Origin of the sequence: Acidocella aminolytica 101 = DSM 11237 (assembly GCF_900129125.1) — a bacterium.
Lineage (GTDB): Bacteria > Pseudomonadota > Alphaproteobacteria > Acetobacterales > Acetobacteraceae > Acidocella > Acidocella aminolytica.
Genome location: NZ_FQVJ01000040.1, coordinates 1 through 23,137, shown reverse-complemented (window position 1 = coordinate 23,137; position 23,137 = coordinate 1). Strand labels below are relative to the sequence as shown.

Annotated in this window: 20 protein-coding genes, 1 tRNA gene and 1 pseudogene; 10 read left to right on the top strand and 12 right to left on the bottom strand. The window is 60.1% G+C overall.

The annotated features are described in order from the left end of the window. The first annotated feature begins 455 nt into the window (after positions 1-455). The 5 genes from BUB54_RS16630 (at position 456) to BUB54_RS16610 (ending at position 5,201) form a co-directional block, all read left to right on the top strand. Positions 456-1,583 carry an IS110 family RNA-guided transposase gene (locus BUB54_RS16630; protein WP_408735457.1) on the top strand — a complete coding sequence of 376 codons (1,128 nt, stop codon included), beginning with the start codon at positions 456-458 and terminating at the stop codon, positions 1,581-1,583. Between the two features lie 325 nt (positions 1,584-1,908). Continuing rightward, on the top strand, positions 1,909-2,649 hold the full coding sequence (locus tag BUB54_RS16625; protein WP_342351567.1) for a DUF6134 family protein: 741 nt from the start codon (positions 1,909-1,911) through the stop codon (positions 2,647-2,649). Further along, positions 2,642-3,853, top strand: coding sequence for an FAD-binding domain-containing protein (locus tag BUB54_RS16620; protein WP_082075535.1), 1,212 nt, complete (start codon positions 2,642-2,644; stop codon positions 3,851-3,853). Before BUB54_RS16625 ends, BUB54_RS16620 begins: the two co-directional genes overlap by 8 nt. Next, positions 3,850-4,200 carry a thiol-disulfide oxidoreductase DCC family protein gene (locus BUB54_RS16615; RefSeq protein WP_048877082.1) on the top strand — a complete coding sequence of 117 codons (351 nt, stop codon included), beginning with the start codon at positions 3,850-3,852 and terminating at the stop codon, positions 4,198-4,200. The genes BUB54_RS16620 and BUB54_RS16615 overlap by 4 nt, the downstream gene beginning before the upstream one ends. A gap of 5 nt (positions 4,201-4,205) precedes the next feature. Further along, positions 4,206-5,201 (top strand): NAD(P)/FAD-dependent oxidoreductase, encoded by a 996-nt coding sequence (locus BUB54_RS16610; RefSeq protein ID WP_073211950.1) that lies wholly within the window; start codon positions 4,206-4,208, stop codon positions 5,199-5,201. 150 nt (positions 5,202-5,351) lie between these two features. On the opposite strand, the gene BUB54_RS16605 is transcribed toward BUB54_RS16610, so the two are convergent. Further along, positions 5,352-5,441: transfer RNA gene (locus BUB54_RS16605), tRNA-Ser, on the bottom strand. A gap of 188 nt (positions 5,442-5,629) precedes the next feature. Here BUB54_RS16605 and rplU point away from each other — a divergent pair. From rplU to proB, 4 genes are all read left to right on the top strand, one after another. Then, complete coding sequence (rplU, locus tag BUB54_RS16600; RefSeq protein WP_048877080.1) at positions 5,630-5,944, top strand: 50S ribosomal protein L21; 315 nt, start codon at positions 5,630-5,632, stop codon at positions 5,942-5,944. A 15-nt stretch (positions 5,945-5,959) separates the two neighbouring features. Next, entirely contained in the window at positions 5,960-6,229 is a 270-nt protein-coding gene (rpmA, locus tag BUB54_RS16595) for a 50S ribosomal protein L27 (protein ID WP_048877079.1), read from the top strand. 66 nt (positions 6,230-6,295) lie between these two features. Beyond that, positions 6,296-7,309, top strand: a complete 1,014-nt coding sequence (obgE, locus tag BUB54_RS16590) for a GTPase ObgE (protein WP_048877078.1) — start codon at positions 6,296-6,298, stop codon at positions 7,307-7,309. Next, complete coding sequence (proB, locus tag BUB54_RS16585; protein ID WP_048877077.1) at positions 7,306-8,421, top strand: glutamate 5-kinase; 1,116 nt, start codon at positions 7,306-7,308, stop codon at positions 8,419-8,421. The genes obgE and proB overlap by 4 nt, the downstream gene beginning before the upstream one ends. Here proB and BUB54_RS16580 read toward each other — a convergent pair. The 3 genes from BUB54_RS16580 to trxB form a co-directional block, all read right to left on the bottom strand. After that, on the bottom strand, positions 8,418-8,726 hold the full coding sequence (locus BUB54_RS16580) for a DUF167 domain-containing protein (RefSeq protein ID WP_048877076.1): 309 nt from the start codon (positions 8,724-8,726) through the stop codon (positions 8,418-8,420). The genes proB and BUB54_RS16580 overlap by 4 nt on opposite strands. Before the next feature lie 257 nt (positions 8,727-8,983). After that, positions 8,984-9,880, bottom strand: coding sequence for a LysR family transcriptional regulator (locus BUB54_RS16575; RefSeq protein WP_048877086.1), 897 nt, complete (start codon positions 9,878-9,880; stop codon positions 8,984-8,986). 16 nt (positions 9,881-9,896) lie between these two features. Then, on the bottom strand, positions 9,897-10,862 hold the full coding sequence (gene trxB, locus BUB54_RS16570; protein ID WP_048877075.1) for a thioredoxin-disulfide reductase: 966 nt from the start codon (positions 10,860-10,862) through the stop codon (positions 9,897-9,899). A gap of 140 nt (positions 10,863-11,002) precedes the next feature. On the opposite strand from trxB, the gene BUB54_RS16565 reads away from it, so the two are divergent. After that, positions 11,003-11,995 carry an MBL fold metallo-hydrolase gene (locus BUB54_RS16565; protein WP_241869270.1) on the top strand — a complete coding sequence of 331 codons (993 nt, stop codon included), beginning with the start codon at positions 11,003-11,005 and terminating at the stop codon, positions 11,993-11,995. Here the strand turns inward: BUB54_RS16565 and BUB54_RS16560 are convergent. From BUB54_RS16560 to BUB54_RS16525, 8 genes and pseudogenes are all read right to left on the bottom strand, one after another. Next, positions 11,961-12,239: a formate dehydrogenase subunit delta gene (locus tag BUB54_RS16560; RefSeq protein WP_048877073.1), complete on the bottom strand. Its 279-nt coding sequence runs from the start codon at positions 12,237-12,239 to the stop codon at positions 11,961-11,963. The genes BUB54_RS16565 and BUB54_RS16560 overlap by 35 nt on opposite strands. Beyond that, positions 12,236-15,079, bottom strand: a complete 2,844-nt coding sequence (gene fdhF, locus BUB54_RS16555) for a formate dehydrogenase subunit alpha (protein ID WP_048877072.1) — start codon at positions 15,077-15,079, stop codon at positions 12,236-12,238. The genes BUB54_RS16560 and fdhF overlap by 4 nt, the downstream gene beginning before the upstream one ends. A gap of 9 nt (positions 15,080-15,088) precedes the next feature. Next, a complete protein-coding gene (locus tag BUB54_RS16550; RefSeq protein ID WP_048877071.1) occupies positions 15,089-16,603 on the bottom strand; it encodes an NADH-ubiquinone oxidoreductase-F iron-sulfur binding region domain-containing protein in 1,515 nt (504 codons plus the stop codon). Next, positions 16,603-17,067, bottom strand: a complete 465-nt coding sequence (locus BUB54_RS16545) for a formate dehydrogenase subunit gamma (protein WP_048877070.1) — start codon at positions 17,065-17,067, stop codon at positions 16,603-16,605. The genes BUB54_RS16550 and BUB54_RS16545 overlap by 1 nt, the downstream gene beginning before the upstream one ends. A gap of 90 nt (positions 17,068-17,157) precedes the next feature. Continuing rightward, positions 17,158-18,045 carry a LysR family transcriptional regulator gene (locus BUB54_RS16540; protein ID WP_048877069.1) on the bottom strand — a complete coding sequence of 296 codons (888 nt, stop codon included), beginning with the start codon at positions 18,043-18,045 and terminating at the stop codon, positions 17,158-17,160. Between the two features lie 96 nt (positions 18,046-18,141). Continuing rightward, positions 18,142-20,397 carry an NADP-dependent malic enzyme gene (locus BUB54_RS16535; protein WP_048877068.1) on the bottom strand — a complete coding sequence of 752 codons (2,256 nt, stop codon included), beginning with the start codon at positions 20,395-20,397 and terminating at the stop codon, positions 18,142-18,144. 178 nt (positions 20,398-20,575) lie between these two features. Next, positions 20,576-22,762, bottom strand: coding sequence for an Orn/Lys/Arg family decarboxylase (locus BUB54_RS16530; protein WP_052948256.1), 2,187 nt, complete (start codon positions 22,760-22,762; stop codon positions 20,576-20,578). A gap of 48 nt (positions 22,763-22,810) precedes the next feature. Continuing rightward, positions 22,811-23,137, bottom strand: a pseudogene (locus tag BUB54_RS16525) (ornithine cyclodeaminase); the annotation flags it as partial.

Below are 23,137 nucleotides of genomic sequence, written 5' to 3'. Positions count from 1 at the left end.
GTCCATTTAGACCTGAAATCGGGATGTTTTTCAGAAGGTTGGAGATACAGAGGGCGTGGGATTACACGATAAAGCCTGAAGCGGTGGAGGCTGAGGCGGCGTGAAACACCATGATGAATCTGCGGGCGCCGTTGAATTAGGGAACCGTCAGGTAACTAGTAATTTTGTGTCGGAAACTCTGGTTTGTCCTGAGTCTATTTTCTGATGAGCAATGCATTTCGTTGGTGAAAGACCAATGAGGTTGGTCTGCTTCCGCCTTCTGTTGAGGAGTTCGTTCCTGCCATTCATCCAGAACCGCTGATCCGTGGTTTGGTCAGATATAAGCTAGGTCTTTCCACGATCATGGAGTGCTTATACATAGTTTAGACCAGATGTTCGCCTGAGATAGGGCGGTGACCCGTCTCACAATATGCAGGATTTCGAGGGTTGCGCTGGATTGGCCTGCGCCGAACCTCATGCATAGGAGACGAGTCATGGCGACGTTTATCACTTACATTGTCCTTGATGTGCACAACAATACGATAGCCGTTGCGGTTGCTGAGTCGGGCCTGCGGAAGGAGGTGCGTGATTACGGAACGATCGCGAACACGCTGGCCGCGTTGAAGAAGCTGATTTCCAAGTTGGCCAGGAGCGGTCACGAATTACGGTTTTGCTATGAGGCGGGACCTTGCGGCTATGGTATCCAACGGCAGATCGCTGCGGCGGGGCACGAATGCATTGTTGTGGCACCATCTTTGATTCCGAAAAAGCCTGGCGACCGGATTAAGACTGACCGCCGGGACGCAAACGATTTGGCCAAGCTGCACCGGGCCGGTGAGTTGACCGCGGTGTGGGTGCCTGACCAGGCGCACGAGGCAATTCGTGATCTGGTTCGAGCCCGTCTGGCGGCGGTGCGCACGTTGCGTAAGGCACGCCAGCAACTATCGAGGTTCCTCCTGCGTCAGGGCTGCCACTATGGCCAGAAGGCATGGACGCATCTACACCGGCGTTGGCTGGCCGGGCTGAAGTTTGAGCAGCCGGTGCATTATATCGTTCTTGAGGATTGTATCGAAGCGGTGGATGCGGCGAGTGCCCGGCTGGATCGTCTGGAGGCGCATATCGAGGCGGCGCTGCCGGGGTGGTCTCTCGCACCTGTCGTGCAGGCACTTCAGGCATTGCGCGGCGTGGCAATGGTGGCGGCGGCAACACTGGTTGCCGAACTTGGCGATATCACCCGCTTCACCAAACCAACTCAGCTCATGGTATTTCTTGGCTTGGTCCCGTTTGAAAACTCCAGCGGCGCCAAACGTCGCCAGGGCGGTATCACCAAGGCTGGCAACGAGGCGGCACGGCGCATGCTGATCGAGGCCGCCTGGAGTTACCGGTTCCCGTCCCGGATCGGCCGTGCACAGTTGATCCGGCAGGAGAAGCTCACCAAGCCGGTCCGCGATATTGCATGGAAAGCGCAGGAACGACTGTGCCGGCGGTACCGCAAGTTTGCCCGTTCCGGAAAGTTGACCACGGTGATAACCACCCCGATCGCGCGCGAGCTGACAGGGGTTGTTTGGGCAATCGCCAATCAAGTGCAACCGGCAACAGCCTGACACCTTCGTATTGACCCCGAACATCTCGCCAAGAAAGGAGCTCGCCACCGCAACTATATATCCAAAGCTGGGCAAGGCCGGAGGCACGATCACGGCCAGGGGAACCCTCGTAGACTCTATCAGCCGGATCTTATCCGACGCTGGGCCTTAGACCGAGGAAGCTCCGCGACGCATCACAGGTCCGGCGGTAACCAACCCGCGTATCAGAGAATGATCAACCGTCGTTTCATGATCGTGCCTCCTGCCCTTCCCAGGGGCGGCCGTACCGAAAAAGCTTACAAAAGGAAACAAAGTATTTTTATCCCTGCAGCTTGAAACGGCGAACATGAGAGAGGATCAGAAAGTTCTCCCATGGACTGATCCTCGGCCGACTTGGGACCGTAAAAGTGGCATGTTTCTGCAAACCTCCTTCATCAGTCGCCGCGCCTTTGCGCTTGGCACGGCTGGTTGGCTAGGATGTGCCGCGCCGGCTCGCGCCTTGCCGGTCCAGCGGTCAGGGGCTCTGTTGTTTGACATTTGGCGCAAACAAAGGAGGATTGGAACACACGAACTCCATTTCAGCGTGAGTAATGGCACGCTGTCGGTCGATATCGCTGTTCGCGTCAACGTGTTATTCGGACCAATCGCGATTTCTCACTACCGGCTCGACGGCATTGAGAAATGGCGGGATGGGCAGGTTTTTCATGTGGCGACCACCACCAATAATGACGGCGAAGCTGACGATATGCGAGCGGACCGGCACCCGCAGGGGCTGATTGTCCAAGGCTCAAAAGTGCAGACCTATGTTGCGCCAGCGAACGCTCTGCCTGCCACGCATTGGAACCAGGTGGAGTTGAACGGCCCCTGGATCAACCTGCAGAATGGACGGCTGCTGCATCCAAGCGTGAAGCGGCTTGGCGCTGACAAGGTGCGGGTGGCTAACGGAGACATCTTGCTTGCGCGGCATTATCGAGTTTCCGGCGATTTCGCGCTGCAACTTTGGTATGGATACCATCGCCAATGGCTTTCCTTGGCCTTCACGGGCAAGGATGGTTCGAACATTACTTATCTGCGCCGTGATGGCTGAGCCCCCGTCCCCCACGCGCGTCGCTGGGCTGGCCCGATTGGACGTATTCGCCCCTCGCGCGGGCCGCGCTTATGCGCTCGGTCGGAATATTGATCCCGGGCCGGATCAGCCTGCCGCGGTCTCCGGGCTTTCACCTTATGTGCGGCACCGGCTCGTGACCGAGGAGGAGATCATTTTGGCCGTCCTTACGCGGCACAGCCCAGCGGCGGCGGAGAAATTCATTCAGGAGGTATTCTGGCGCAGCTATTGGAAAGGCTGGCTTGAACTGCGCCCTAGTCTCTGGCGAGATTACAATGCTCGGCTGGATGCCTGCAGACGGGATCCCGCGCTGATGGAACGCGTCGCCCGCGCCACACGGGGGGAGAGCGGCGTCGCTTGTTTTGACACCTGGATGCACGAACTTTCCCAAACCGGCTTGCTGCATAACCATACCCGCATGTGGTTCGCGAGCATTTGGTGCTTCACGCTGGGATTGCCCTGGGTGCTGGGAGCAGATCTGTTTCTACATCATTTGCTGGACGCCGACGTGGCTTCCAACCTCCTATCCTGGCGCTGGGTGGCGGGTATTCAGACGCCGGGCAAGCATTATGTCGCCCGAGCGGAAAATATCGACCGCTGCACGAACGGGCGTTTCGCACCTTATGGCCTATTGAACGAGGCACCATTGCCGCTCATGGAAGCATCTCCCGCCGCCGTGGCTGGCTTACCTCCCGTGCCGCCGCTTCCCGCCGGGCGCGTTGGGCTGCTGTTGCATGAGGATGATCTGGGGGTGCACAACCTTGCGCTTGGCGGGCTTCAGCCTGTGGCTGTCGCTGGCGTTGCCGCCCCACATCGACGCTCTCCACAGGGGGCAAGCCGCGCAGCCAGCGCATGGGCACACCAAGCCCTGGCGGACGCGCTGGCCGCGGCGGAACGCCGCTTCAACCTGCCTGCCTGTACGCTTCGGGAGCCTGAAATCGCAGCCTGGGTTGATGAGCAGGGGCTGACAGCGGTGATCACTCCCTGGGCACCAGTTGGATGGACCGCCGACTATTTGGCATGTGTGGAAGCAAATTTGGCGGCGGTCGGCATCCCCCTCATCCGTCATCGCCGCGCCTGGGATGAAGCCTGCTGGCCCCTGGCGCGGCGAGGCTTTTTCGCGTTCAAGGCGCATATACCGGATCTCATCGTGCGCCTCCTACCAAAAGATGGACCCACCCCATGATCCAAAAAGTGATTTATTTCGACGGCGCCTGCCCCGTATGCGCTCGCGAGATCGCATTCTACCGTAACCAGCCTGGGGCGGATGAGGTGTTTTGGCAGGATGTCGCCAGCATGCAGGGTCAGCCCGCGCCCGACCTTTCCCGCGCCGCCGCGCTGGCCCGGCTGCATGCGCGTCGCGCGGATGGCACGCTGGTCAGCGGCGCCGCGGCCTTTGTAGAGCTCTGGGCTAGCCTGCCGCGCTTTGCCTGGGCGGCGCGGTTACTGAGCTTGCCGCCAGTGCTTTGGCTGGCTGAAAAGGGATACCGGCTGTTTTTGCATCTACGCCCGCTATGGCGGCGGCGCATTTAGTCGCTATGAAACAGCATAGTGTCGCCATAATCGGTGCGGGCGTGGCGGGCCTTACCGCCGCCCGCCAATTAGCCGCAACCCAGCGCATCACCCTTTTTGACAAGTCGCGTGGCCCCGGCGGCCGCTTGGCCAACCGGCGCCGTGCTGGATACATATTTGATTTCGGCGCACAATTTTTCACCGCCCGCGATCCCCGCTTTGTTGCGGAAGTTGCCAGTTTGCGTGCCGCTGGCGTTGTGGAGCCCTGGCGATGCCGCTTTGCCGAAATTGAGGATGGGGAGGTTGTGGCGCGGCGTATGTGGGGGGATGAACATGCGCATTTCGTGGCCTTGGAGCGAATGAGCGCGCTGGCCGCGCACTGGGCGGAGGGCCTTGATATACGCTATTCCACCCTCATTACCTCTTTACGCCAAGACTCCACATGCTGGCTTCTTGAAAGCGAAGAAGGCGAAATTTTTGGGCCTTTTGACTTTGTGATTCTGGCACTACCCGCAGCTCAGGCGGCAGCGCTTTTGCCGGACGCGTCTCCTTTGTGGGCCCGCGCCAGCACGGCCGCGATGCTAGGCTGCTACGCATTGATGCTGGGGCTCAATGCGCCCATTGATCTTAGCTTCGACGCGGCTCTGGTCCGTTGCGGTGTACTAAGCTGGCTTTCGGTCAGTCAGTCCCGGCCTGGACATCAAGGTTTACCTAGCCTCGTCGCACTTTCCAGTAATGTCTGGGCGGAAAACCACATGGAAGATCCTTCTGACCAAGTCATTCAAGCCATGCGCGAGGAACTTGAGAGGTTTGTTAACCAACCTCTCCAGGCTGTGCATGTGGACTTGCATCGCTGGCGTTATGCGAATTGCCCTGCCTCGCAGGATATAACCCCCGCGCTGGATGCCAGCTTGCGTCTCGCAATTTGTGGCGATTGGCTGCACCATGGCCGCGTGGAGGCCGCTTACTTAACAGGCTATGATATTGCCTTCGAAGTCATGGCCGTGTTTGGCGCAGGCTGATGGGCGTCGCGCCACGGCAGAGCAGCTATGGTATACCCGTCACGCTTGGTCCCGGCTGGCTTACCCGACGTGCAAATGTATTTTCTAGTGTTGAACGAAAAAGTCCATCGACGAAAATCAGCTGTATTCTGACGCTTTTTGGAGGTCGAGTGGCGGAGAGGGTGGGATTCGAACCCACGGTACGCTTGCACGCACAACAGTTTTCGAGACTGCCCCAATCGGCCACTCTGGCACCTCTCCATGGGTCTCGGTGCGGGGCTTATAGGCAACGCGACGGGCGTCGGCAACAGGTTTGCAAAACGCCAAAACATGCCGCCCGCAGAATCGGCATTGACAGGCGCCTTGGCCCGGCTATAACGCGCCACTCGTCGTGGCCGGGTCTCCTGGCCGCGATATAGTTATGTGACGACACCTGATTGGATTATACCATGTTCGCAGTCATCCGCACCGGCGGCAAACAATACCGCGTCACGCAAGACGCGGTGCTGAAGGTTGAGAAGCTGGAGGCGGAAGCCGGCAGCACGGTAACCTTCACTGATGTCCTCGCTGTCGGTGGCGAAGGTAGCCTGAAGCTCGGCGCCCCCGTGGTTGCCGGGGCTTCCGTTACCGCCACCGTCATCGCCCAGGACCGCCTGGATAAGGTCCTGATTTTCAAGAAGCGCCGCCGGCAGAACAGCCGCCGCAAGAACGGCCACCGCCAGCATGTGACCGTGTTGCGCATCTCCGGCATTAACGCGGCCTAAAGGAGCAGCAAACCAATGGCACATAAAAAAGCAGGCGGTTCGTCCCGCAACGGCCGCGATACCGAAGGCCGGCGCCTCGGCCTCAAGAAGGCTGGCGGTCAGGCAGTAATCGCCGGTAACATTCTCGTTCGTCAGCGCGGTACCAAGGTAAAGCCGGGCGCGAACGTGGGCGTTGGCCGTGATCATACTCTTTTCGCTCTCGTGGATGGCAAGGTGGTTTTCCAGCGTAAGGCTGATGACCGTGTGCATGTGTCCGTGGAGCCGGTGGCCCTGGCCGCCGAGTAATTTGCTGGCGCACGCGCCCACTGTCAAAAGCCGGCGCGAGCCGGCTTTTTTATTGCGAGTTCCCCAATGAAGTTCCTGGACCAGGCGAAAATCTACCTCAAATCCGGCGATGGCGGCGACGGTGTCACTGCTTTCCGGCGAGAGAAATATATCGAGTTCGGCGGGCCGGATGGCGGTGATGGCGGCCGGGGCGGGGATATCATCTTCGAGTCGGTGGAGAATCTGAATACCCTCATCGATTTCCGCTATACCCAGCATTTCAAGGCCAAAAAGGGCGGTAACGGCGCGGGCTCGGACCGTACCGGCGCTGGCGCGCCGTCTTTGGTCATCAAGGTGCCGGTGGGAACGCAGATTTTCGATGATGAGCGTGAGACCATGCTGGCGGACATGGACAAGCCCGGTATGCGTATCGTGTTGCTCAAAGGTGGCGATGGTGGGTTTGGCAATGCCCGCTACAAAACCTCTACCAACCGTGCTCCGCGTCGGTCTGACAAAGGCTGGCCTGGTGAGGAACGCTGGGTATGGCTGCGCCTGAAGCTCATCGCGGATGCAGGGCTCGTGGGCCTGCCCAACGCAGGCAAATCCACCTTTCTGAAAGCGGTCTCCGGGGCCAAACCCAAAATCGCGGATTACCCCTTTACCACCCTGCATCCGCAGCTTGGCGTGGTGCGGCTGAATATGTCCGAGGAGTTCGTGCTCGCGGATATTCCCGGCCTGATTGAGGGCGCGCATGAAGGTACCGGCCTGGGGGACCGCTTTCTTGGCCACGTGGAACGCTGCGCGGTGCTGATGCATCTGATCGACGGTGCGGCGGGGCATGTGGTGGACGCTTGGCGCACCATCCGTGCCGAACTTGAAGCCTATGGTGGCGGGCTCTCTGAAAAGCCGGAAATCATCGTGCTGAACAAGGCGGACGTGATGACCCCACGGGAACTGTCCTCCCGCAAGGCCGCGCTCGCGAAAGCTTCCGGCGCTAAAGTCATGAGTATTTCCGCCGTTTCCGGCCAGGGTGTGAAAGAGGTTCTGCGCGCTTTGCAGGACGTCATAAATGAAGCAAAGGCGGAGCGCGCGGGCGCATGATTCCGGTGCTGAAGGCAGCCCGGCGCGTTGTCATCAAGATCGGCAGCGCGCTCATTGTTGATCCGGAAACCGCCATCCCTCGCGAAGTCTGGCTGCGCGGGGTGGCGCAGGACATAGCAGAGTTGATCGCTCACGGGACGGAGGTCATTGTCGTTTCCTCCGGCGCTATCGCCTTGGCGCGCCGCCAACTGGGCCTGAGTGGCGCCAAGTTGCGGTTGGATGAAAAACAGGCCGCCGCCGCTGTCGGGCAGATCCGTTTGGCGCAGGCTTGGGCGCAGACGTTGAAGGACCAAGATCTCACCGCCGCGCAACTGCTCATCACCCTGAGCGACACGGAAAATCGCCGCCATTACCTCAATGCCCGCGCGACCCTGGCCACGCTGCTCTCGCTAGGCTGCGTCCCGGTGATCAACGAGAATGATTCGGTCGCCACGGCTGAGATACGTTATGGCGATAATGACCGTCTCGCCGCCCGTGTGGCGGAGATGGTGCAGGCGGATGCGCTGGTGCTCCTCTCGGACATTGACGGGCTCTATACCGCTGATCCGCGTAAAAATCCGGATGCCGCCCATATCCCGGTTGTGGAGACGCTCACGCCCGAGATAATGGCCATGGGGGGCGAGCCGCCGCCAGGCTATTCCTCAGGCGGTATGCGCACCAAGCTGGTGGCAGCGCAAATTGCTACGCAGGCGGGCTGTGCTATGGCCATTGCCATTGGCAACCGTGAGAATCCCATCGCCGCCGTGGCAGCTGGCACTAAATGCACTTGGTTTCTGCCCACGCCGGAGGGTCGCTCTGCCCGCAAGAATTGGATTGCCGGGCACTTGGCGCCTGCTGGAACGCTCACTGTCGATGACGGTGCCGTTCGTGCCTTGGCCAAGGGCTCTTCGCTGCTTCCGGCGGGCATCCGCACGGTCGTGGGGGATTTCGAGCGCGGGGACCCGGTGGATGTGTTGACGCTGGAGGGCAAGCGCATCGCCCGTGGCCTCACTGCCTATTCCAGCAACGATGCTCAAATCATCGCGGGTCATCGTTCAGAGGATTTCGAGGCGCTGCTGGGCTTCCGCGGGCGGGATGAGGTGATTCACCGCGATGATCTGGTGTTGTTCTAAAGCGTTGGTAGCTTTACCGGCGGCGTAACCAGAAACCGCTTCTCCCGGCTAGTCTGCCCGGTGGTCAGCGTTATGGTGCTTGGCTTCACCCCCAGCCATTTGGCCAGCGCGGCGATAATGGCCGCGTTGGCCTTGCCGTCTTCCGGTGGGGCGGCTACCGCGACTTTCAGCCGGGCAGGGGGCCAACCCGGCGCGGGGGCGGCGTCCAGAACCGGGCCGATGCTCACGCGTTTCGCGCCCGGCTGCGCTTTCACTGCTAGGCTTACCCCAGCGGCTGTTTCGTCCCAAAATCGCGGCTTTGTCATTGCGCCTTCTTCCATAAAAAAAACCCGCTAGCCATATGGCCAGCGGGTCAAGTCAACAGGGAGGCTTCACGTCTGGGAGACGTTGGGACCGAAGTCCCTGCCCATCCCCTCTCGGGGAAGGGCATCGTCCGGCTCTCACCGGATATGTTGTATATAAGCCACGCCACTGATTTTTTAAGTGTGAAAATCGTAATCTGCTTGATTTTCTGTAACGACGTGTTCCAGTCGCTTGGTTGAAACCCAGGAAAGCCCAAGGTTCAGGTCTTCACACCGTTGCGTTCTGCAATAGAACTCACCAAAAAGTCACGGAAAACAGCCACGCGCTTAGAGTTACGCAGCTCCTCAGGGTAAACGAAATACATATCCACGTGCGGCTTTTTCACATCCGGCAGGACAGGCACCAGCCCCGCCCCATCGCCCAGCAGATAATCCGGCACGGCGCCGATGCCAATTCCCGCCCGGATGCAAGCCAGCATCGCCTGCAAGGAGTTCACTTCCAGGGCGCCACGGCGGGCGGTGCCATCCTTGCGGCCCAGCTCCCCCAGCCAGTTCACATCCGGCACGGGCGGTTTGCGGTCGCCGAACAGGATGAGCTTATGGCTATCCAACTCCTCCACGGTCTCCGGTGCGCCATGGGCCTTGATATAGTCCGGCGAGGCCCAGATCTGGCTGCGGATTTCCGCCAGATGGCGCTGCACCAGATCCGGCTGCCGGGGCGGATGCATACGGATCGCCACGTCCGCCTCGCGCATGGCGAGGTCGAGATCCGTGTCATCCAGCAGCAGGGAGACGGTCACGTCAGGGTGTTGGTTCAAAAAGCCCTTCAGCCTGGGTGCCAGCCAAGTTACACCGAAGCTGTGGGTGGTGGTGACTTTCAGCCGCCCAGCAGGTTTTTCCTTGCTCTCGGCCAGTAGGGCCTCGGTCATGGCCAGCTTGGCGAAAACCTCGCGGACCGTGCGGTTAAGCGCCTCGCCCTGCTCCGTGAGAATCAGGCCGCGCGCATGGCGGTGGAACAGTGGCACTGCCAGTGCCTCCTCCAGCGCTGAAATCTGGCGCGAAACTGCGGATTGGCTGAGATTCAGCGTATCCCCCGCATGGGTAAAGCTGCCCGCTTCGGCAACCGCGTGGAAAACGCGAAGCTTATCCCAATCCATCTTTTGTCCGGTCATTTTATGCGGCCTCGCTGACGTGCAGGGGAATATTACCCAAGAATTTCTCGACTTCCAGCGCCGCCATGCAGCCCGTACCAGCGGCTGTAACCGCCTGCCGGAAAATCTTGTCCTGCACATCACCCGCCGCGAACACACCGGGGACGGAAGTTTCCGTCGTACCCGGTTTGGTGAGGATATAGCCCTCACCATCCAACTCCACCTGCCCCTGGAACAAGGACGTGGTGGGGGAATGACCGATGGCGATAAACACGCCATCCACCGCCAGATACTGCGTTTCACCGCTGGTGGTGTGTTTCAGCTTGAGGCCAGAGACCACCGCCGGTTTGCCGGACCCCACGATCTCGTCCACCACATGATCCCAGATGATGGAGATTTTCGGGTTCTCGAACAGGCGTTTCTGCAAAATCTGTTCAGCGCGCAGGCTGTCGCGTCGGTGGATCAGCGTAACATGGCTGGCATGGTGAGTAAGGTAGAGGGCTTCTTCCACCGCCGTATTGCCGCCGCCCACCACCGCGACCTTCTTGCCGCGATAGAAAAACCCGTCACAGGTGGCGCAGGCGGAAACCCCGGCGCCCTGATAGGTCTGCTCGGACTCCAGCCCCAGCCAGCGCGCCTGCGCCCCGGTGGCGATCACCAAGGATTCGGCTTGGAACTCAATCCCGCCATCCGTCCATGCTTTGAAAGGGCGTTTGGAGAAATCCACCCGCGTGATCAGGTCATATAGAATTTCCGTGCCCACATGCTCGGCCTGCTTGGACATCTGTTCCATCAGCCAGGGGCCTTGAATCGGCTCGGCGAACCCAGGATAATTCTCAACTTCCGTGGTAATAGTGAGCTGCCCGCCCGGTTGCAAACCCGCTACCAAAACTGGCGCAAGATTGGCGCGGGCAGCGTAAATTGCCGCCGTGTAACCTGCCGGGCCAGCGCCAATAATTAAAACCCGGGTTTTTTTCACCTCAGCCATCGCAGCCTAGTCCATCATCCTTTTTTCCTGGATTACATATCCGTTGAGTTGGCGCCGATACAAGAGAGACAAGCCCCAAGCGATCATTCTCTTACCATAACACGCTGGAAAAAGACATTTCAGGCTATTTAATCCTTTTCTTGTCACCCAATATCATGTGGGTGGACAAAGCTGACCCCAGCCATTTCGACGGCGACCGTTTCTTCAACCCCGAGCCCGCGCGGCACCCGGACAAAACACGCCGGAGCGGGTTTCTTAAGCTCTTGCAAGCCCGTTTGCGGCGTGACCAGGTAGCCTGGGCGCCTTGGCCTGCTTTTATTGAAAACACCGCCTACCCGCCACCCGAACCAGGCACGCCTAGCGTCACCTGGATCGGCCACAGCTCCTTTCTGCTATGTCTGGAAGGGCTGACCCTGCTTACCGACCCGGTTTTTTCCGAACGTTGTTCCCCGGTTGGGTTTGCTGGACCAAAGCGTGTGCGCCCGCCGGGACTGAGCATCGAGGCGCTGCCGAAGATCGATCTGATCTTGCTGTCCCACAATCACTATGACCACATGGATATTCCGTCCTTGCGGTTGATCCGCCAGCGTTTTCCGGCAGTGCATATCGTCACAAGTCTGGGCAATCGGGCATTTCTCATGCGCCAGCGTCTTCCTGGTGCCACGGAGCTGGATTGGTGGGGTACAACCACGGTTCATGGCGCCCACATTACCGCCACGCCCGCCCGGCATTTCGCCGCGCGCACGCTGTGGGATAGAAACAAGACGCTCTGGGCCGGGTTCATGCTCAACCATCACGGCCGAAAGATCTATTTCGCGGGGGATAGTGGCTATACGCGCTTCTTCAGCGAGATTCATCACCGCCTCGGCGCGCCGGATTTCGCCCTGCTGCCGATTGGCGCGTATGAGCCGCGAGAGGTGATGGCCACCGTGCATATGGATCCGCGTGAGGCCGTGCAAGCATTCAAGGACCTGCGTGCCCAGCGCGCCGTGGGGATGCATTTCGGCACCTTCCAGCTTACGGGAGAGCCGATTGACGCACCCGTGGCGGAACTGGCCGTTGCGCGCGAGGCCGCCGATATCCTACCTGAGCGCTTTTTTACCTTGGATGTTGGTCAGACTGCGCAGCTTTAGCTGTATGTGAGGCAGCGGTGGTGGTGGCTTGTGCGGTCTGCTGCAGGCGGGCTACGGCCTTTCTCACCCGATCATGCAGCCCTGCTCCGCCTGCCTCCAGATGAGTGAAAATCTGCGCCAGCATCCGTCTTTCCCAAAATTTCTTGAGATGGGCGGCGATGCTCGTCACCGCCTCATCTTCCTGCTCGTGGCCGAAGAAATCACCAATCTGGTTGGCCATGTGAACGAGTTTTTCGATCTTCATTCGGCGGCCTCCTGAGGAGCGATACGCCGGGCCTGGCTGCTGTGGGCGCGGTAGCGCTCCTGCCATTCAGTCGGCCCGTTAGAGAGCGACACCTGCACCGCCGTAACCTTATATTCGGGGCAGTTGGTCGCCCAGTCCGAATAGTCGGTGGTGATCACATTGGCCTGCGTCGCTGGGTGATGGAAGGTAGTGTACACAACACCCGGCGCCACGCGGTCGGTGATCTTCGCGTGCAGGGAAGTTTCGCCGGAGCGGCTGGCAAGTTTCACCCAGTCCCCATCCTTAATGCCGCGCTCTTCGGCGTCGTGGGGGTGGATTTCTAGCAGGTCTTCCTCATGCCAGGCGACGTTTGGGGTCCGCCTGGTTTGCGCGCCCACGTTATATTGCGTGAGAATCCGCCCGGTGGTGAGCAGTAGCGGGAAGCGTGGGCCGGTTTTCTCATCCGTGGCGATATAGTCCGTGATCACGAACTTGCCCTTGCCGCGCACGAAATGGCCAACATGCATAACCGGCGTGCCTTCCGGCGCCGCCTCGTTGCAGGGCCATTGGATCGAGCCTTTTTCTTCCAACAGCTTGAAGGAGACGCCCGCGAAGGAAGGCGTGGTACGGGCAATCTCGTCCATGATCTCGCTGGGGTGGGTATAGTGCATGTTCATTCCCATCGCCTGGCCGAGCAACTGTGTGACTTCCCAATCCTCATAGCCATTGCGCGGCGCCATCATCTTGCGGACAAGCTGGATGCGCCGTTCCGCATTGGTGAAGGTGCCGTTCTTCTCCAGGAAGGTGGAGCCGGGCAGGAAGACATGCGCGAAATTCGAGGTTTCGTTCAGGAACAGATCCTGCACCACCACACATTCCATGGCGCTGAGGCCCGCGGTGATGTGCTTGGTGTCTGGGTCGGACTGCACGATATCCTCGCCCTGGATATAGATTCCCTTGAAGCTTCCATCCACCGCGGCGTCGAGCATGTTGGGAATCCGCAGGCCCGGATTATCTGAAAGTGGAACCTTCCATTCTGTCTCGAAGATGTGCCGCACGCTGTCATCTGCCACATGGCGGTAGCCCGGAAATTCATGCGGGAAGCTGCCCATATCGCAGCTGCCCTGCACATTGTTCTGGCCGCGTAGCGGGTTGATGCCCACGCCGCTGCGCCCGACATTCCCGGTAGCCATGGCGAGATTGGCAATGGCGATCACCGCCGTGGAGCCCTGGCTGTGTTCCGTCACGCCCAGCCCGTAATAAATCGCCGCATTGCCACCGGTGGCGTAAAGCCTCGCGGCATCGCGGATGGTCTGGGCCGGCACGCCGGACACCGCTTCTACCGCTTCGGGGCTGTTCTTCGGGTCCAGAATAAAGCTGGCCCAATCGGAGAACTCATCCCAGTCGCAACGCTCGCGCACATATGCCTCGTTCACCAGCCCTTCGGAGACGATGACATGCGACAGCGCATTGATTACGGCCACATTGGTGCCGGGGCGCAAGGCCAGATGGTAAGAGGCGTCCACATGCGGGGTATGGACAATGTCCGTCCGCCGCGGGTCGATCACGATCAGCTTCGCGCCCTGGCGCAAACGCTGTTTCATGCGTGAGCCGAACACCGGATGCCCATCTGTTGGGTTGGCGCCGATGATCATGATCACATCGGAATCCATCACACTGTCGAAATCTTGCGTCCCGGCGGAGGTGCCAAGCGTTGTGCTCAGCCCATAGCCGGTGGGGGAGTGGCAGACGCGCGCGCAGGTATCGACATTGTTATTGCCAAAACCTGCCCGGACGAATTTCTGCACCAGGAAGGTTTCCTCATTTGTGCACCGCGAGGACGTAATGCCTCCAATCGCATCCTTGCCATGCTCTGCCTGGATGCGCTTAAACTCGGACGCGACATGCGAGATTGCCTCGTCCCAGCTCACCTCTTTCCACGGGTCTGTGATTTTCGCGCGCAGCATCGGCTTGGTGATGCGGTCCTTATGCGTGGTGTACCCCCAGGCGAATCGCCCCTTCACGCAGGAATGGCCATGGTTCGCCTTGCCGTCCTTGTACGGCATCATGCGCACCACTTCCTCGCCGCGCATCTCCACCTTAAACGCGCAGCCCACACCACAATACGCGCACGTGGTCACGGCGGAGTGTTCGGGCTGGCCATGTTCCAGCACGGAGGTTTCAATCAGCGTCGCCGTCGGGCATGCCTGCACGCAGGCGCCGCAGGACACACATTCCGACCCCAGGAACATCTCATTGATGCCGGGCGAGACTTTTGAATTGAACCCCGTCCCCGCGATGGTCAGCGCGAAGGTGCCCTGAATTTCCTCACACGCCCGCACGCAGCGCGAGCAGACAATGCATTTGGAGGGATCGAACTGAAAATACGGGTTGGAATTATCCTTGGGCAGGTCAAGGTGGGTTTTTACATCATTGCCATAGCGCACATCGCGCAGCCCCACCGCGCCCGCCATGTCCTGCAATTCGCAATCGCCATTGGCACCGCAGGTCAGGCAGTCCAGCGGATGATCAGAGATATAAAGCTCCATCACCCCGCGCCGAAGCTTGGCCAGTTTGGCGTTTTGTGTGTGCACCACCATGCCTTCGGCTACCGGCGTGGTGCAGGAGGCTGGGGTGCCCGCGCGGCCTTCAATTTCCACTAGGCACAGGCGGCAGGAGCCGAAACTGTCCAGCGTATCGGTTGCGCAGAGTTTGGGGATTTGCGTTCCCATCTCCATGGCTGCGCGCATCACCGAGGTGCCGTCCGGCACAGTGATGCTTTGGCCGTCAATGGTGAGGGTCACCAGCTTGGTGGAATTGCTTGACTTGGTGCCGTAATCGACTTCGTGAATTAGACCCATAATGGACTCCTATTCCGCCGCTAGCGGGAGCGGCGCGCCGCCGAAATCTTCTGGAAAATGCTCGATCGCGCTCATCACCGGGTAGGGCGTGAAGCCCCCAAGCGCGCAGAGCGAACCAAACTTCATCGTCTCACAGAGATCCTTGACCAGATCCAGATCGCCCGGTCTGGCGTGGCCTGCCACCATCCTGTCCAGCACCTCGGCACCGCGCACGGCGCCAATTCGGCAGGGGGTGCATTTGCCACAAGATTCATGCGCGCAGAATTCCATGGCGAAACGCGCCATCTTGGCCATGTTGGCGGTGTCGTCAAACACCACCAGCCCGCCATGCCCGATCAACCCTTTGCATGCGGCAAAGGCTTCGTAATCATAAGGCGTGTCGAATTGCGAGGGTGCAAAATAAGCACCGAGGGGTCCGCCCGCCTGCACGGCACGAACTGGCCTGCCAGTCGTGGTGCCGCCGCCAATGTCGTTCACCAGTTCGCCTAGCGTTATGCCGAACGCAACTTCGAATAGCCCCCCATGCTTGATATTTCCCGCCAACTGCACCGGCATGGTCCCGCGCGAACGCCCCATGCCAAACGCGGCATAAGCCTCGGCCCCTTCCGCGAGGATATAAGGAATGGTGGCCAAGGAAATGAGATTATTCACCACGGTTGGCTGACCGAACAGCCCATGCAGCGCCGGAATCGGCGGCTTGGCGCGCACCATGCCGCGCTTACCTTCTAGGCTTTCAAGCAAGGAGGTTTCTTCCCCACAGACATATGCACCCGCGCCCACCCGCAACTCCAGCGCAAATCCCTCCAACATGCCTGCTGTTGTAGCAATGCGCAGCGCTTCGTTGAAGATCTTGATGGCGTTGGGATATTCCGAGCGGCAATAAACATAGCCGCGACTGGCGCCAACCGCGCGGCCAGCGATGGCAATGCCCTCAATCAGCAGGAACGGATCCGCCTCCATAATCAACCGGTCCGCGAAAGTGCCTGAATCCCCTTCATCGGCATTGCAGACAATGTATTTCTGCGCCGCTTCGGCTTTGCGGACGGTTTCCCATTTCACGCCGGTCGGGAAGCCCGCGCCGCCGCGTCCACGTAGGCCGGATTTCGTCACCTCGGCACAGATGGCCTCGGCAGTCATCCCGCGCGCGCGTTCCAGCCCGGCCAGCCCTCCATGGGCGCGGTAGTCGTTCAGGCTCAGAGGGTCGATCACACCGCACCGCGCGAAGGTGAGGCGCTGCTGCCTGGCGAGGAACGGAATAGCCTCCACCAGCCCCAAGGCCTTGGGGTGGGCGGGTAGGTCAGCGAACAGGCCCGGCACATCTGCCAGCGTCATCGGGCCAAAGCCCACGCGTCCTTCCGGGGTCTCAATCTCCACCAACGGTTCCAGCCAAAACATCCCGCGTGAGCCGTTGCGGATGATGGTGGCCTCAACCCCCTGGCGGGCGGCTTCCGCAGCAATGGCGGCGGTGAGCTTGTCAGCCCCCAAGGCTAAGGCGGCGGCGTCTCTGGGGACAAAAATGCGCATCACACGGCCTCCCCGGCGAGCGCCTGCAGCGTGGTTGCATCCAGTCGGGCGCGGGGTTGGCCATCCAGCATCGCGTTCGGGGCGCAGGCGCAAAGGCCAAGACAATAGACCGGTTCAATGGTCAGACGGCCATCTTTAGTGGTCTGGCCCCACTCCAGCCCCAGGCTGTGCAGCAGGGCAGCAGCGTAGTCTTCCCCGCCCATGGACTGGCAAGCCTCCGCCCGACAGATTTTCAGCACATGCCGCCCTGCAGGTGCCTGGCGGAAGTCATGATAGAAAGAGACAACGCCATAAACCTCGGCCCTCGTGATGTTGAGGCTTTGCGCGACAAGACGAATTGCTTCCTCTCCAATGCTGCCGAACCTATCCTGCAACTCATGCAGGATAGGGAGCATAGGGCCTTCCTGTGCCTTGTGCCGCGCAATGATCTCTTGTGCCCGTTGCAGATTCCAAATCTCGGCCATGGATCGCTTCACCCTATTTTTCTCATTTTTAAGTGCGCAAAAGTAGAAGGAAAAACAAGGGCTGTTTTCCAGTGCTGCGATAGCAAAAAACTATAGAACTAGCCCGCCCTCCGCCACCAGGGAAAACAGCGCTTGCGCCAAGGGCGGCATCGGGGTGTGCTCCGTCACCAGTAGCCCCACCATGTGGGCCTCATCCGGCTCGTTAATCGGGATCGCCCTGAAATCTTGCCCCAGCCCAAAAAACGCCACCAGCTTTTCAGGCAAAACACAAGACCAGTCGCCCGTCCGCACATGCGCCAACAGCGCCACGATGGAGTTGGATTCCAGCGCCGGGGGCGCGTGCGTGCCCGCATTGCTCAAGAGCCGGTCGATAATCCGCCGGTTTTGCATGTCAGGTGTCAGCAGGCAAAGCGGGGTTTGGCTCACCTCTGCCCAGCTTACGGCCCTGCGCTGGCCAAGCGGTGAGCTTCTGGTGCTCACCAGCCGGTAACGCTCTTGGTAAAGCGGCAAGGCACGGAATTTGCCTACTGGCTCATGGTCCAGATATGTCACACCCGCATCGATTTCGGCATTCTCCAATTGGCGGAGAATATTCACAGAATTACATGACTGCACGCTGAAGCGCACATTTGGATGCCGCGCTCGGAAGGGGGTGGTCAGCCCGGCCACCACGGTTAGCGCGGTGGGGATGACTGCCATTCGTAGAACCCCCGCCAGCCCGCCGGTAGCGCTGGCCAGTTCCGCGTGCATGGAGCGTAAATCCCCGCAGACCCGCCGCGCCCAGCTCAATACAATCTCGCCCTCGGGCGTAAAGCCCTGAAAGCGTGAACTGCGGATCACCAGCAGCAGCCCAAGACTATCCTCCAGCGCGCGAATAGAGGCCGAAAAGCTGGGTTGGGAGACCCCACACGCATCCGCCGCGCGGGTGAAGTTCTTCTCCCGCGCTAGAGCAATCAGATATTCGAATTTAGTGAGTATGGCTGGCCTCCACCCTGCCGCCTGAGCTTATCGTCGCGCCGTGGCGAGGTCAAAGCCGCGCGGCGGGGATGGAGGAAATTCAGCCCCTTATGCCGGTCAGACCGCAATTCCCGCTGCCGCGAGAACCGCCAGCGTCATCAGTTCGTTGGAGGAGGAGCTCATCGAGGCGATCTGCACCGGATGTTCCATATTAATAAGCATGGGGCCGATCATCCGTTCACCGCCCAGCTGGCGCAGCAGTTTGGCGGAGATGTTGGCCGATTGCAGTCCCGGCATCACCAGCACGTTGGCCGGTCCGGAGAGGCGGCTGAACGGATAGTTCTTTTGCATCGCCGGGTTCAGAGCCACATCCGGCGCCATCTCGCCCTCATACTCGAACTCCACGCCACGCCGGTCCAGCTCCGCCACCGCCTCGCGGATATGGTCCAGCCACTTGCCGTGCGGGTTGCCAAACGTGGCATAGGACAGGAACGCCACGCGCGGCTCATGTCCCATGCGTTTGGCCACGGCGGCGGTCTGGGTTGCGATATCGGCTAGCTCAGAGGCGGTGGGGCGTTCATTCACCGTGGTATCCGCCAGGAACACCGAATGGTTACGCCCGACCATCAGATGAATTCCGAACGGCACATGCCCGTCCTTCGGCCCGATCGCACGCATCACTTCGATTAGCGATTGCCGGAAGGGCCGGGTCAGGCCGGTGACCATCACATCCGCCTCGCCCAGTGCCACGAGCAACGCGCCGAAGATGTTACGGTCGCGGTTGACCATTCGTTCCACGTCGCGGCGCATATAGCCTTTGCGTTGCAACCGCGCGTAGAGAAAATCCACCATCTGCGGCACCAGCTTGGAGTGGCGGCTATTATGCAACTCGAAGCTCTGAGGGTCCTCGACCCCCAGATTGGCCAACATCTCGTGGGTTTCGTCGACGCCCACCAGAACCGGCGTGCCGTACCCGCCCTCTTTGAACGCTATGGCCGCGCGCAGAGCCACATCTTCCTCGGCCTCGGCAAACACCACGCGTTTCGGGTTGGCGCGGGCTTTTTCGTAGGCGCAGGCCAGCACCGCATCGGTGGGGTTGAGGCGCGCGCGCAGGCTTTCACGGTAAGCGGCGAAATCCTTGATAGGCTTGCGGGCTACCCCCGTTTCCATTGCCGCCTGAGCCACCGCGACCGGCACGGTTTCGATCAAGCGCGGGTCGAACGGGGCAGGGATGATATATTGCGGGCCAAACTGGCGGTTCACGCCATAAGCGGCCGCTACGTCCTCATGCACCTGCTGGCGTGCCAGCTCCGCTAGGGCACGGGCGGCGGCCATCTTCATTGCTTCGTTGATCGTGGTGGCCCGCACATCCAGCGCGCCGCGGAAGATGAAGGGGAAGCCCAACACGTTATTCACCTGGTTGGGATAATCCGAGCGTCCGGTGGCGATAATCGCATCTGGCGCGGCGGCCAGTGCATCTTCCGGGGAAATCTCGGGGTCCGGGTTGGCCATGGCGAAGATAATCGGCTTCGGCGCCATCTTCTTCACCATCTCCTGAGTCAGCGCCCCGGCCACGGAGAGGCCGTAAAACACGTCCGCGCCCTCAATCGCCTCAGCCAGGGTGCGGGCCATGGTTTCCACCGCATGGGCGGATTTCCACTGGTTCATGCCCACCGTGCGACCCTTGTAAATCACGCCCTTGGAATCGCAGAGCGTGATATTGCCGGGCTTCACGCCCAGCGCCTTCGCCAGCTCCGTGCAGGAGATGGAGGCCGCGCCGGCGCCGTTCACGACAATGCGGATATCCTCGATATTCCGCCCCGTCAGATGGCAGGCATTGATTAGTGCGGCGGCGGAAATAATGGCGGTGCCGTGCTGGTCGTCATGGAACACGGGAATGTTCATCTTCTCGCGCAGGGTCTGCTCGATTACGAAACATTCCGGCGCTTTGATGTCTTCCAGATTGATGCCGCCAAAGCTTGGCTCCATCAGCTCCACCGCGTTGATAATCCGGTCCACATCCTCGGTCGCCAGCTCCAGATCGATGGAATCGATATCGGCGAAGCGCTTAAACAGCACCGCCTTGCCCTCCATCACCGGCTTTGAGGCCAGCGCGCCCAGATTGCCCAACCCCAAAATCGCGGTGCCATTGGAAATTACCGCCACCAGATTACCCTTGGCCGTGTAGTCATAGGCCATATCCGGCGCCGCCGCGATGGCTTTTACCGGTACCGCGACGCCGGGTGAATAAGCCAGCGCCAGATCACGCTGAGTCGCCATGGGCTTGGAGGCGATGATCTCAATCTTGCCTGGGCGGCCGACCTCGTGAAAATCCAGCGCCTCGCGCTCGGAAAATTGTAGCCGTTCCGCCATTTTTGCGACTCCTCATATTAATTTTGCCTAAGCGGCAAGGCCACGCAACGGAACGAAAAAACCGCCTTACCCAGCCTCGACCAGCCCAGGCGGGACAAGATCGGACACGTTGCGTAGCAGATTTATCGGTTCTGCAAAATCTGGCGTTTGGTATTCTTGCAAAAGGCGGGCGGCGGTTTCAGGCGACGCAATCCAGCAGGTAGGTGCCATCCTCCGCCTTGCGGATGCCGTGAATATCCGTTTCGAAACCGGGGAATTTCTGGTCCCAGGACTGCGCGAAGCGAAGATAATCAATGATGGATGTCAGGTTCACACGCTCTCCGGGAAAGATCAGCGGAATCCCTGGCGGATAAGGCACTACCATCCGGGCCAGCACCCGGCCATGCAAATCCTCCAGTCTCACCTGCTCAATCCGGTTCCCGATAAGAGCGGCGTGCGCCATTTGCGGTGTCATGGAAATTTCGGGCAATTCTTCGAACATCGCGTTTTGCAGTGCCAGGATGCCGCCTTGCTGATATGCTTCGTGTTGCGCTGCACAAAGATCGGCCAGCCCCATCCTCTCATATCGTGCCGGATATGCCTTTACCAAATCTGGCAATACATCAGCCAGTTTTGTATTTGCCTGATAATGGGCGCGGAACGAGAGAAGCTCAGTTAGCAGATTGCTCCATTTGCCGCGCGTGACACCCAGCGTGAACAAAATCAGGAAATGGTAGAGACCGATTTTTTCCACCACGATCCCGCGCGTCCAAAGAAACTTGGAGACGATCGGGGCCGGAATCCCCGGCTGGTCAGCGTCAAGGCCAGGGCAGAGAATGGTCACCTTCATCGGATCCAGCAGCGTGAACCCCTCGGTCACATCCGGGAAGCCGTGCCAGTCATCACCCGGCTTCAGCGTCCAACCCGCTTGTTCCAGCCCCGGCTCGTCGGGCTCCCACAACCTGAACCACCATTGCCCATCGCTTTCTGATTCGGTCCCAAGCCGAGCGATTCCGGCCCGGAAATCAGCGGCTTCCTGCAAGGTTTCGTCAACCAGTGTGCGCCCGGCGACCCCACGCATCATCCGTGCCGACACGTCACAGGAGGCGATGATGCCATACCAGGGCGAGGTGCTGGAATGCATCATAAACGCTTCATTGAACCGGTCAGGGTCAAGCTGCATACCGGTGCCGGCCTTAATGTGGATCATTGACGCCTGCGAGAAGGCCGCCAGTACTTTGTGGGTGGACTGGGTGGAAAACACCAGCGGCGCCACCGGCGCGGGGTCCGGGCTCATGGCGTAGAAGCCATGGTAGAATTCATGGAACCGCGCCTGGGCCAGCCAAGCTTCGTCAAAATGCACGGCATCCGCGATGGGCGAGAGCGCTTCCTTCACCACTCCGGTATTTATGCACAGCCCGTCATAGGTGGAGTTGGTGATGGTGGCCACGCGCAACCGCGCGCCGGGCGGCATCTGCGCCGCCAGACCGGCGGCGTCAAACTGCGCGCGGGGAATGGGACCGATAATACCATACGCATTCCGGCTGGGCCGCAGATAAACCGGGTTGGAGCCGGTCATGATTAGCGCATGTACCAGCGATTTATGGCAGTTACGGTCCACCAGCACATAATCTCCCGGCCCAACCAGGCCGGACCAGACGATCTTGTTGCTGCTGGAGGTGCCGTTGGTGACAAAGAAGCTGGTATCCGCGCCAAAACTCAGCGCCGCCTCACGCTCGGCCTCGCGCACCGGCCCAGCGTGGTCCAGAAGCGAGCCCAGTTCCGGCACTGAGACGGAAAGATCCGCCCGCAGCGCGGCCTCGCCGAAAAAGCGGTGGAACGCCTGTCCCACCGGGGAGCGCATAAAAGCCACCCCGCCGCCATGGCCGGGTGTATGCCAGGAATATTTCGCGGCATCTGTATAACGCGCGAGCGCCTTGAAAAAAGGCGGCAGCATCGCGTCTAGATAACGGTGGATGGCGCTGGAGACATAACCCGCGATAAAGCCCGGCGTGTCCTCATGCAGATAAAGATACCCGTCGATCTTGCGCATCAGTTGTGTGGGCAGATCCTCCGCCAGCCGCCGCTCGCCATACAAAAACACGGGCAGATCAGGGGAGCGGGCTAAAGCGAGGTCCAGCAATGCGCTCAGCGTGCTCATCAAGGCTTCGCGCGTGGCAAACCCGTCCATGCTGATCAGCACGGCGCCGAGCCCGGTATAAAGCACCCGTCCGGCACCGGCATCCGCGCAGCTTATGCCGGTGAGCACACGATGGCCGCGCGTTTCGAATGAATCAACAAGTTCGTTAACCACCCGCCCAACAGGCGTGGTCGCGCCAAACGCGTCATCGATAATGGCGATTGGGTAATCGGTGAGGTCACGCATGGCGGGCTTTGGCTCCGTCGGGTTGTAAAAACATGGTTGGGTTCAGGCTCAGGCGGCACGCAGAATCATACCGAACAGATCACGTGGATCATCAGGGTCCGCCAGCATATCCAGCATCTCATAAAATGGCGTTTGCAGCACCTTGTCGCGTACATACCGCAGCGCAGAAAAATCCTCAGTTGCGAAGCCGACGGAATCAAACAACGTGATCTGCCCCGCGCTGTCGCGTCCGGTAGCTTGGCCGGTGATCACGCGCCACAGCTCCTGTACCTCGTGCTCGGGCGCAAGCTGCTGAATTTCGCCCTCGATCCGCGTTTGCGGCGGATATTCGACAAAAATCTTCGAGCGCAGCAGAATATCGCGGTGCAGTTCGGT

Bases quoted from the DNA above. Each gene is read 5' to 3' on its own strand.
- BUB54_RS16630 (WP_408735457.1), top strand. From the start codon at position 456: ATGCATAGGAGACGAGTCATGGCGACGTTTATCACTTACATTGTCCTT.
- BUB54_RS16625 (WP_342351567.1), top strand. From the start codon at position 1,909: ATGAGAGAGGATCAGAAAGTTCTCCCATGGACTGATCCTCGGCCGACT.
- BUB54_RS16620 (WP_082075535.1), top strand. From the start codon at position 2,642: ATGGCTGAGCCCCCGTCCCCCACGCGCGTCGCTGGGCTGGCCCGATTG.
- BUB54_RS16615 (WP_048877082.1), top strand. From the start codon at position 3,850: ATGATCCAAAAAGTGATTTATTTCGACGGCGCCTGCCCCGTATGCGCT.
- BUB54_RS16610 (WP_073211950.1), top strand. From the start codon at position 4,206: ATGAAACAGCATAGTGTCGCCATAATCGGTGCGGGCGTGGCGGGCCTT.
- rplU (WP_048877080.1), top strand. From the start codon at position 5,630: ATGTTCGCAGTCATCCGCACCGGCGGCAAACAATACCGCGTCACGCAA.
- rpmA (WP_048877079.1), top strand. From the start codon at position 5,960: ATGGCACATAAAAAAGCAGGCGGTTCGTCCCGCAACGGCCGCGATACC.
- obgE (WP_048877078.1), top strand. From the start codon at position 6,296: ATGAAGTTCCTGGACCAGGCGAAAATCTACCTCAAATCCGGCGATGGC.
- proB (WP_048877077.1), top strand. From the start codon at position 7,306: ATGATTCCGGTGCTGAAGGCAGCCCGGCGCGTTGTCATCAAGATCGGC.
- BUB54_RS16580 (WP_048877076.1), bottom strand. From the start codon at position 8,726: ATGACAAAGCCGCGATTTTGGGACGAAACAGCCGCTGGGGTAAGCCTA.
- BUB54_RS16575 (WP_048877086.1), bottom strand. From the start codon at position 9,880: ATGGATTGGGATAAGCTTCGCGTTTTCCACGCGGTTGCCGAAGCGGGC.
- trxB (WP_048877075.1), bottom strand. From the start codon at position 10,862: ATGGCTGAGGTGAAAAAAACCCGGGTTTTAATTATTGGCGCTGGCCCG.
- BUB54_RS16560 (WP_048877073.1), bottom strand. From the start codon at position 12,239: ATGAAGATCGAAAAACTCGTTCACATGGCCAACCAGATTGGTGATTTC.
- fdhF (WP_048877072.1), bottom strand. From the start codon at position 15,079: ATGGGTCTAATTCACGAAGTCGATTACGGCACCAAGTCAAGCAATTCC.
- BUB54_RS16550 (WP_048877071.1), bottom strand. From the start codon at position 16,603: ATGCGCATTTTTGTCCCCAGAGACGCCGCCGCCTTAGCCTTGGGGGCT.
- BUB54_RS16545 (WP_048877070.1), bottom strand. From the start codon at position 17,067: ATGGCCGAGATTTGGAATCTGCAACGGGCACAAGAGATCATTGCGCGG.
- BUB54_RS16535 (WP_048877068.1), bottom strand. From the start codon at position 20,397: ATGGCGGAACGGCTACAATTTTCCGAGCGCGAGGCGCTGGATTTTCAC.
- BUB54_RS16530 (WP_052948256.1), bottom strand. From the start codon at position 22,762: ATGCGTGACCTCACCGATTACCCAATCGCCATTATCGATGACGCGTTT.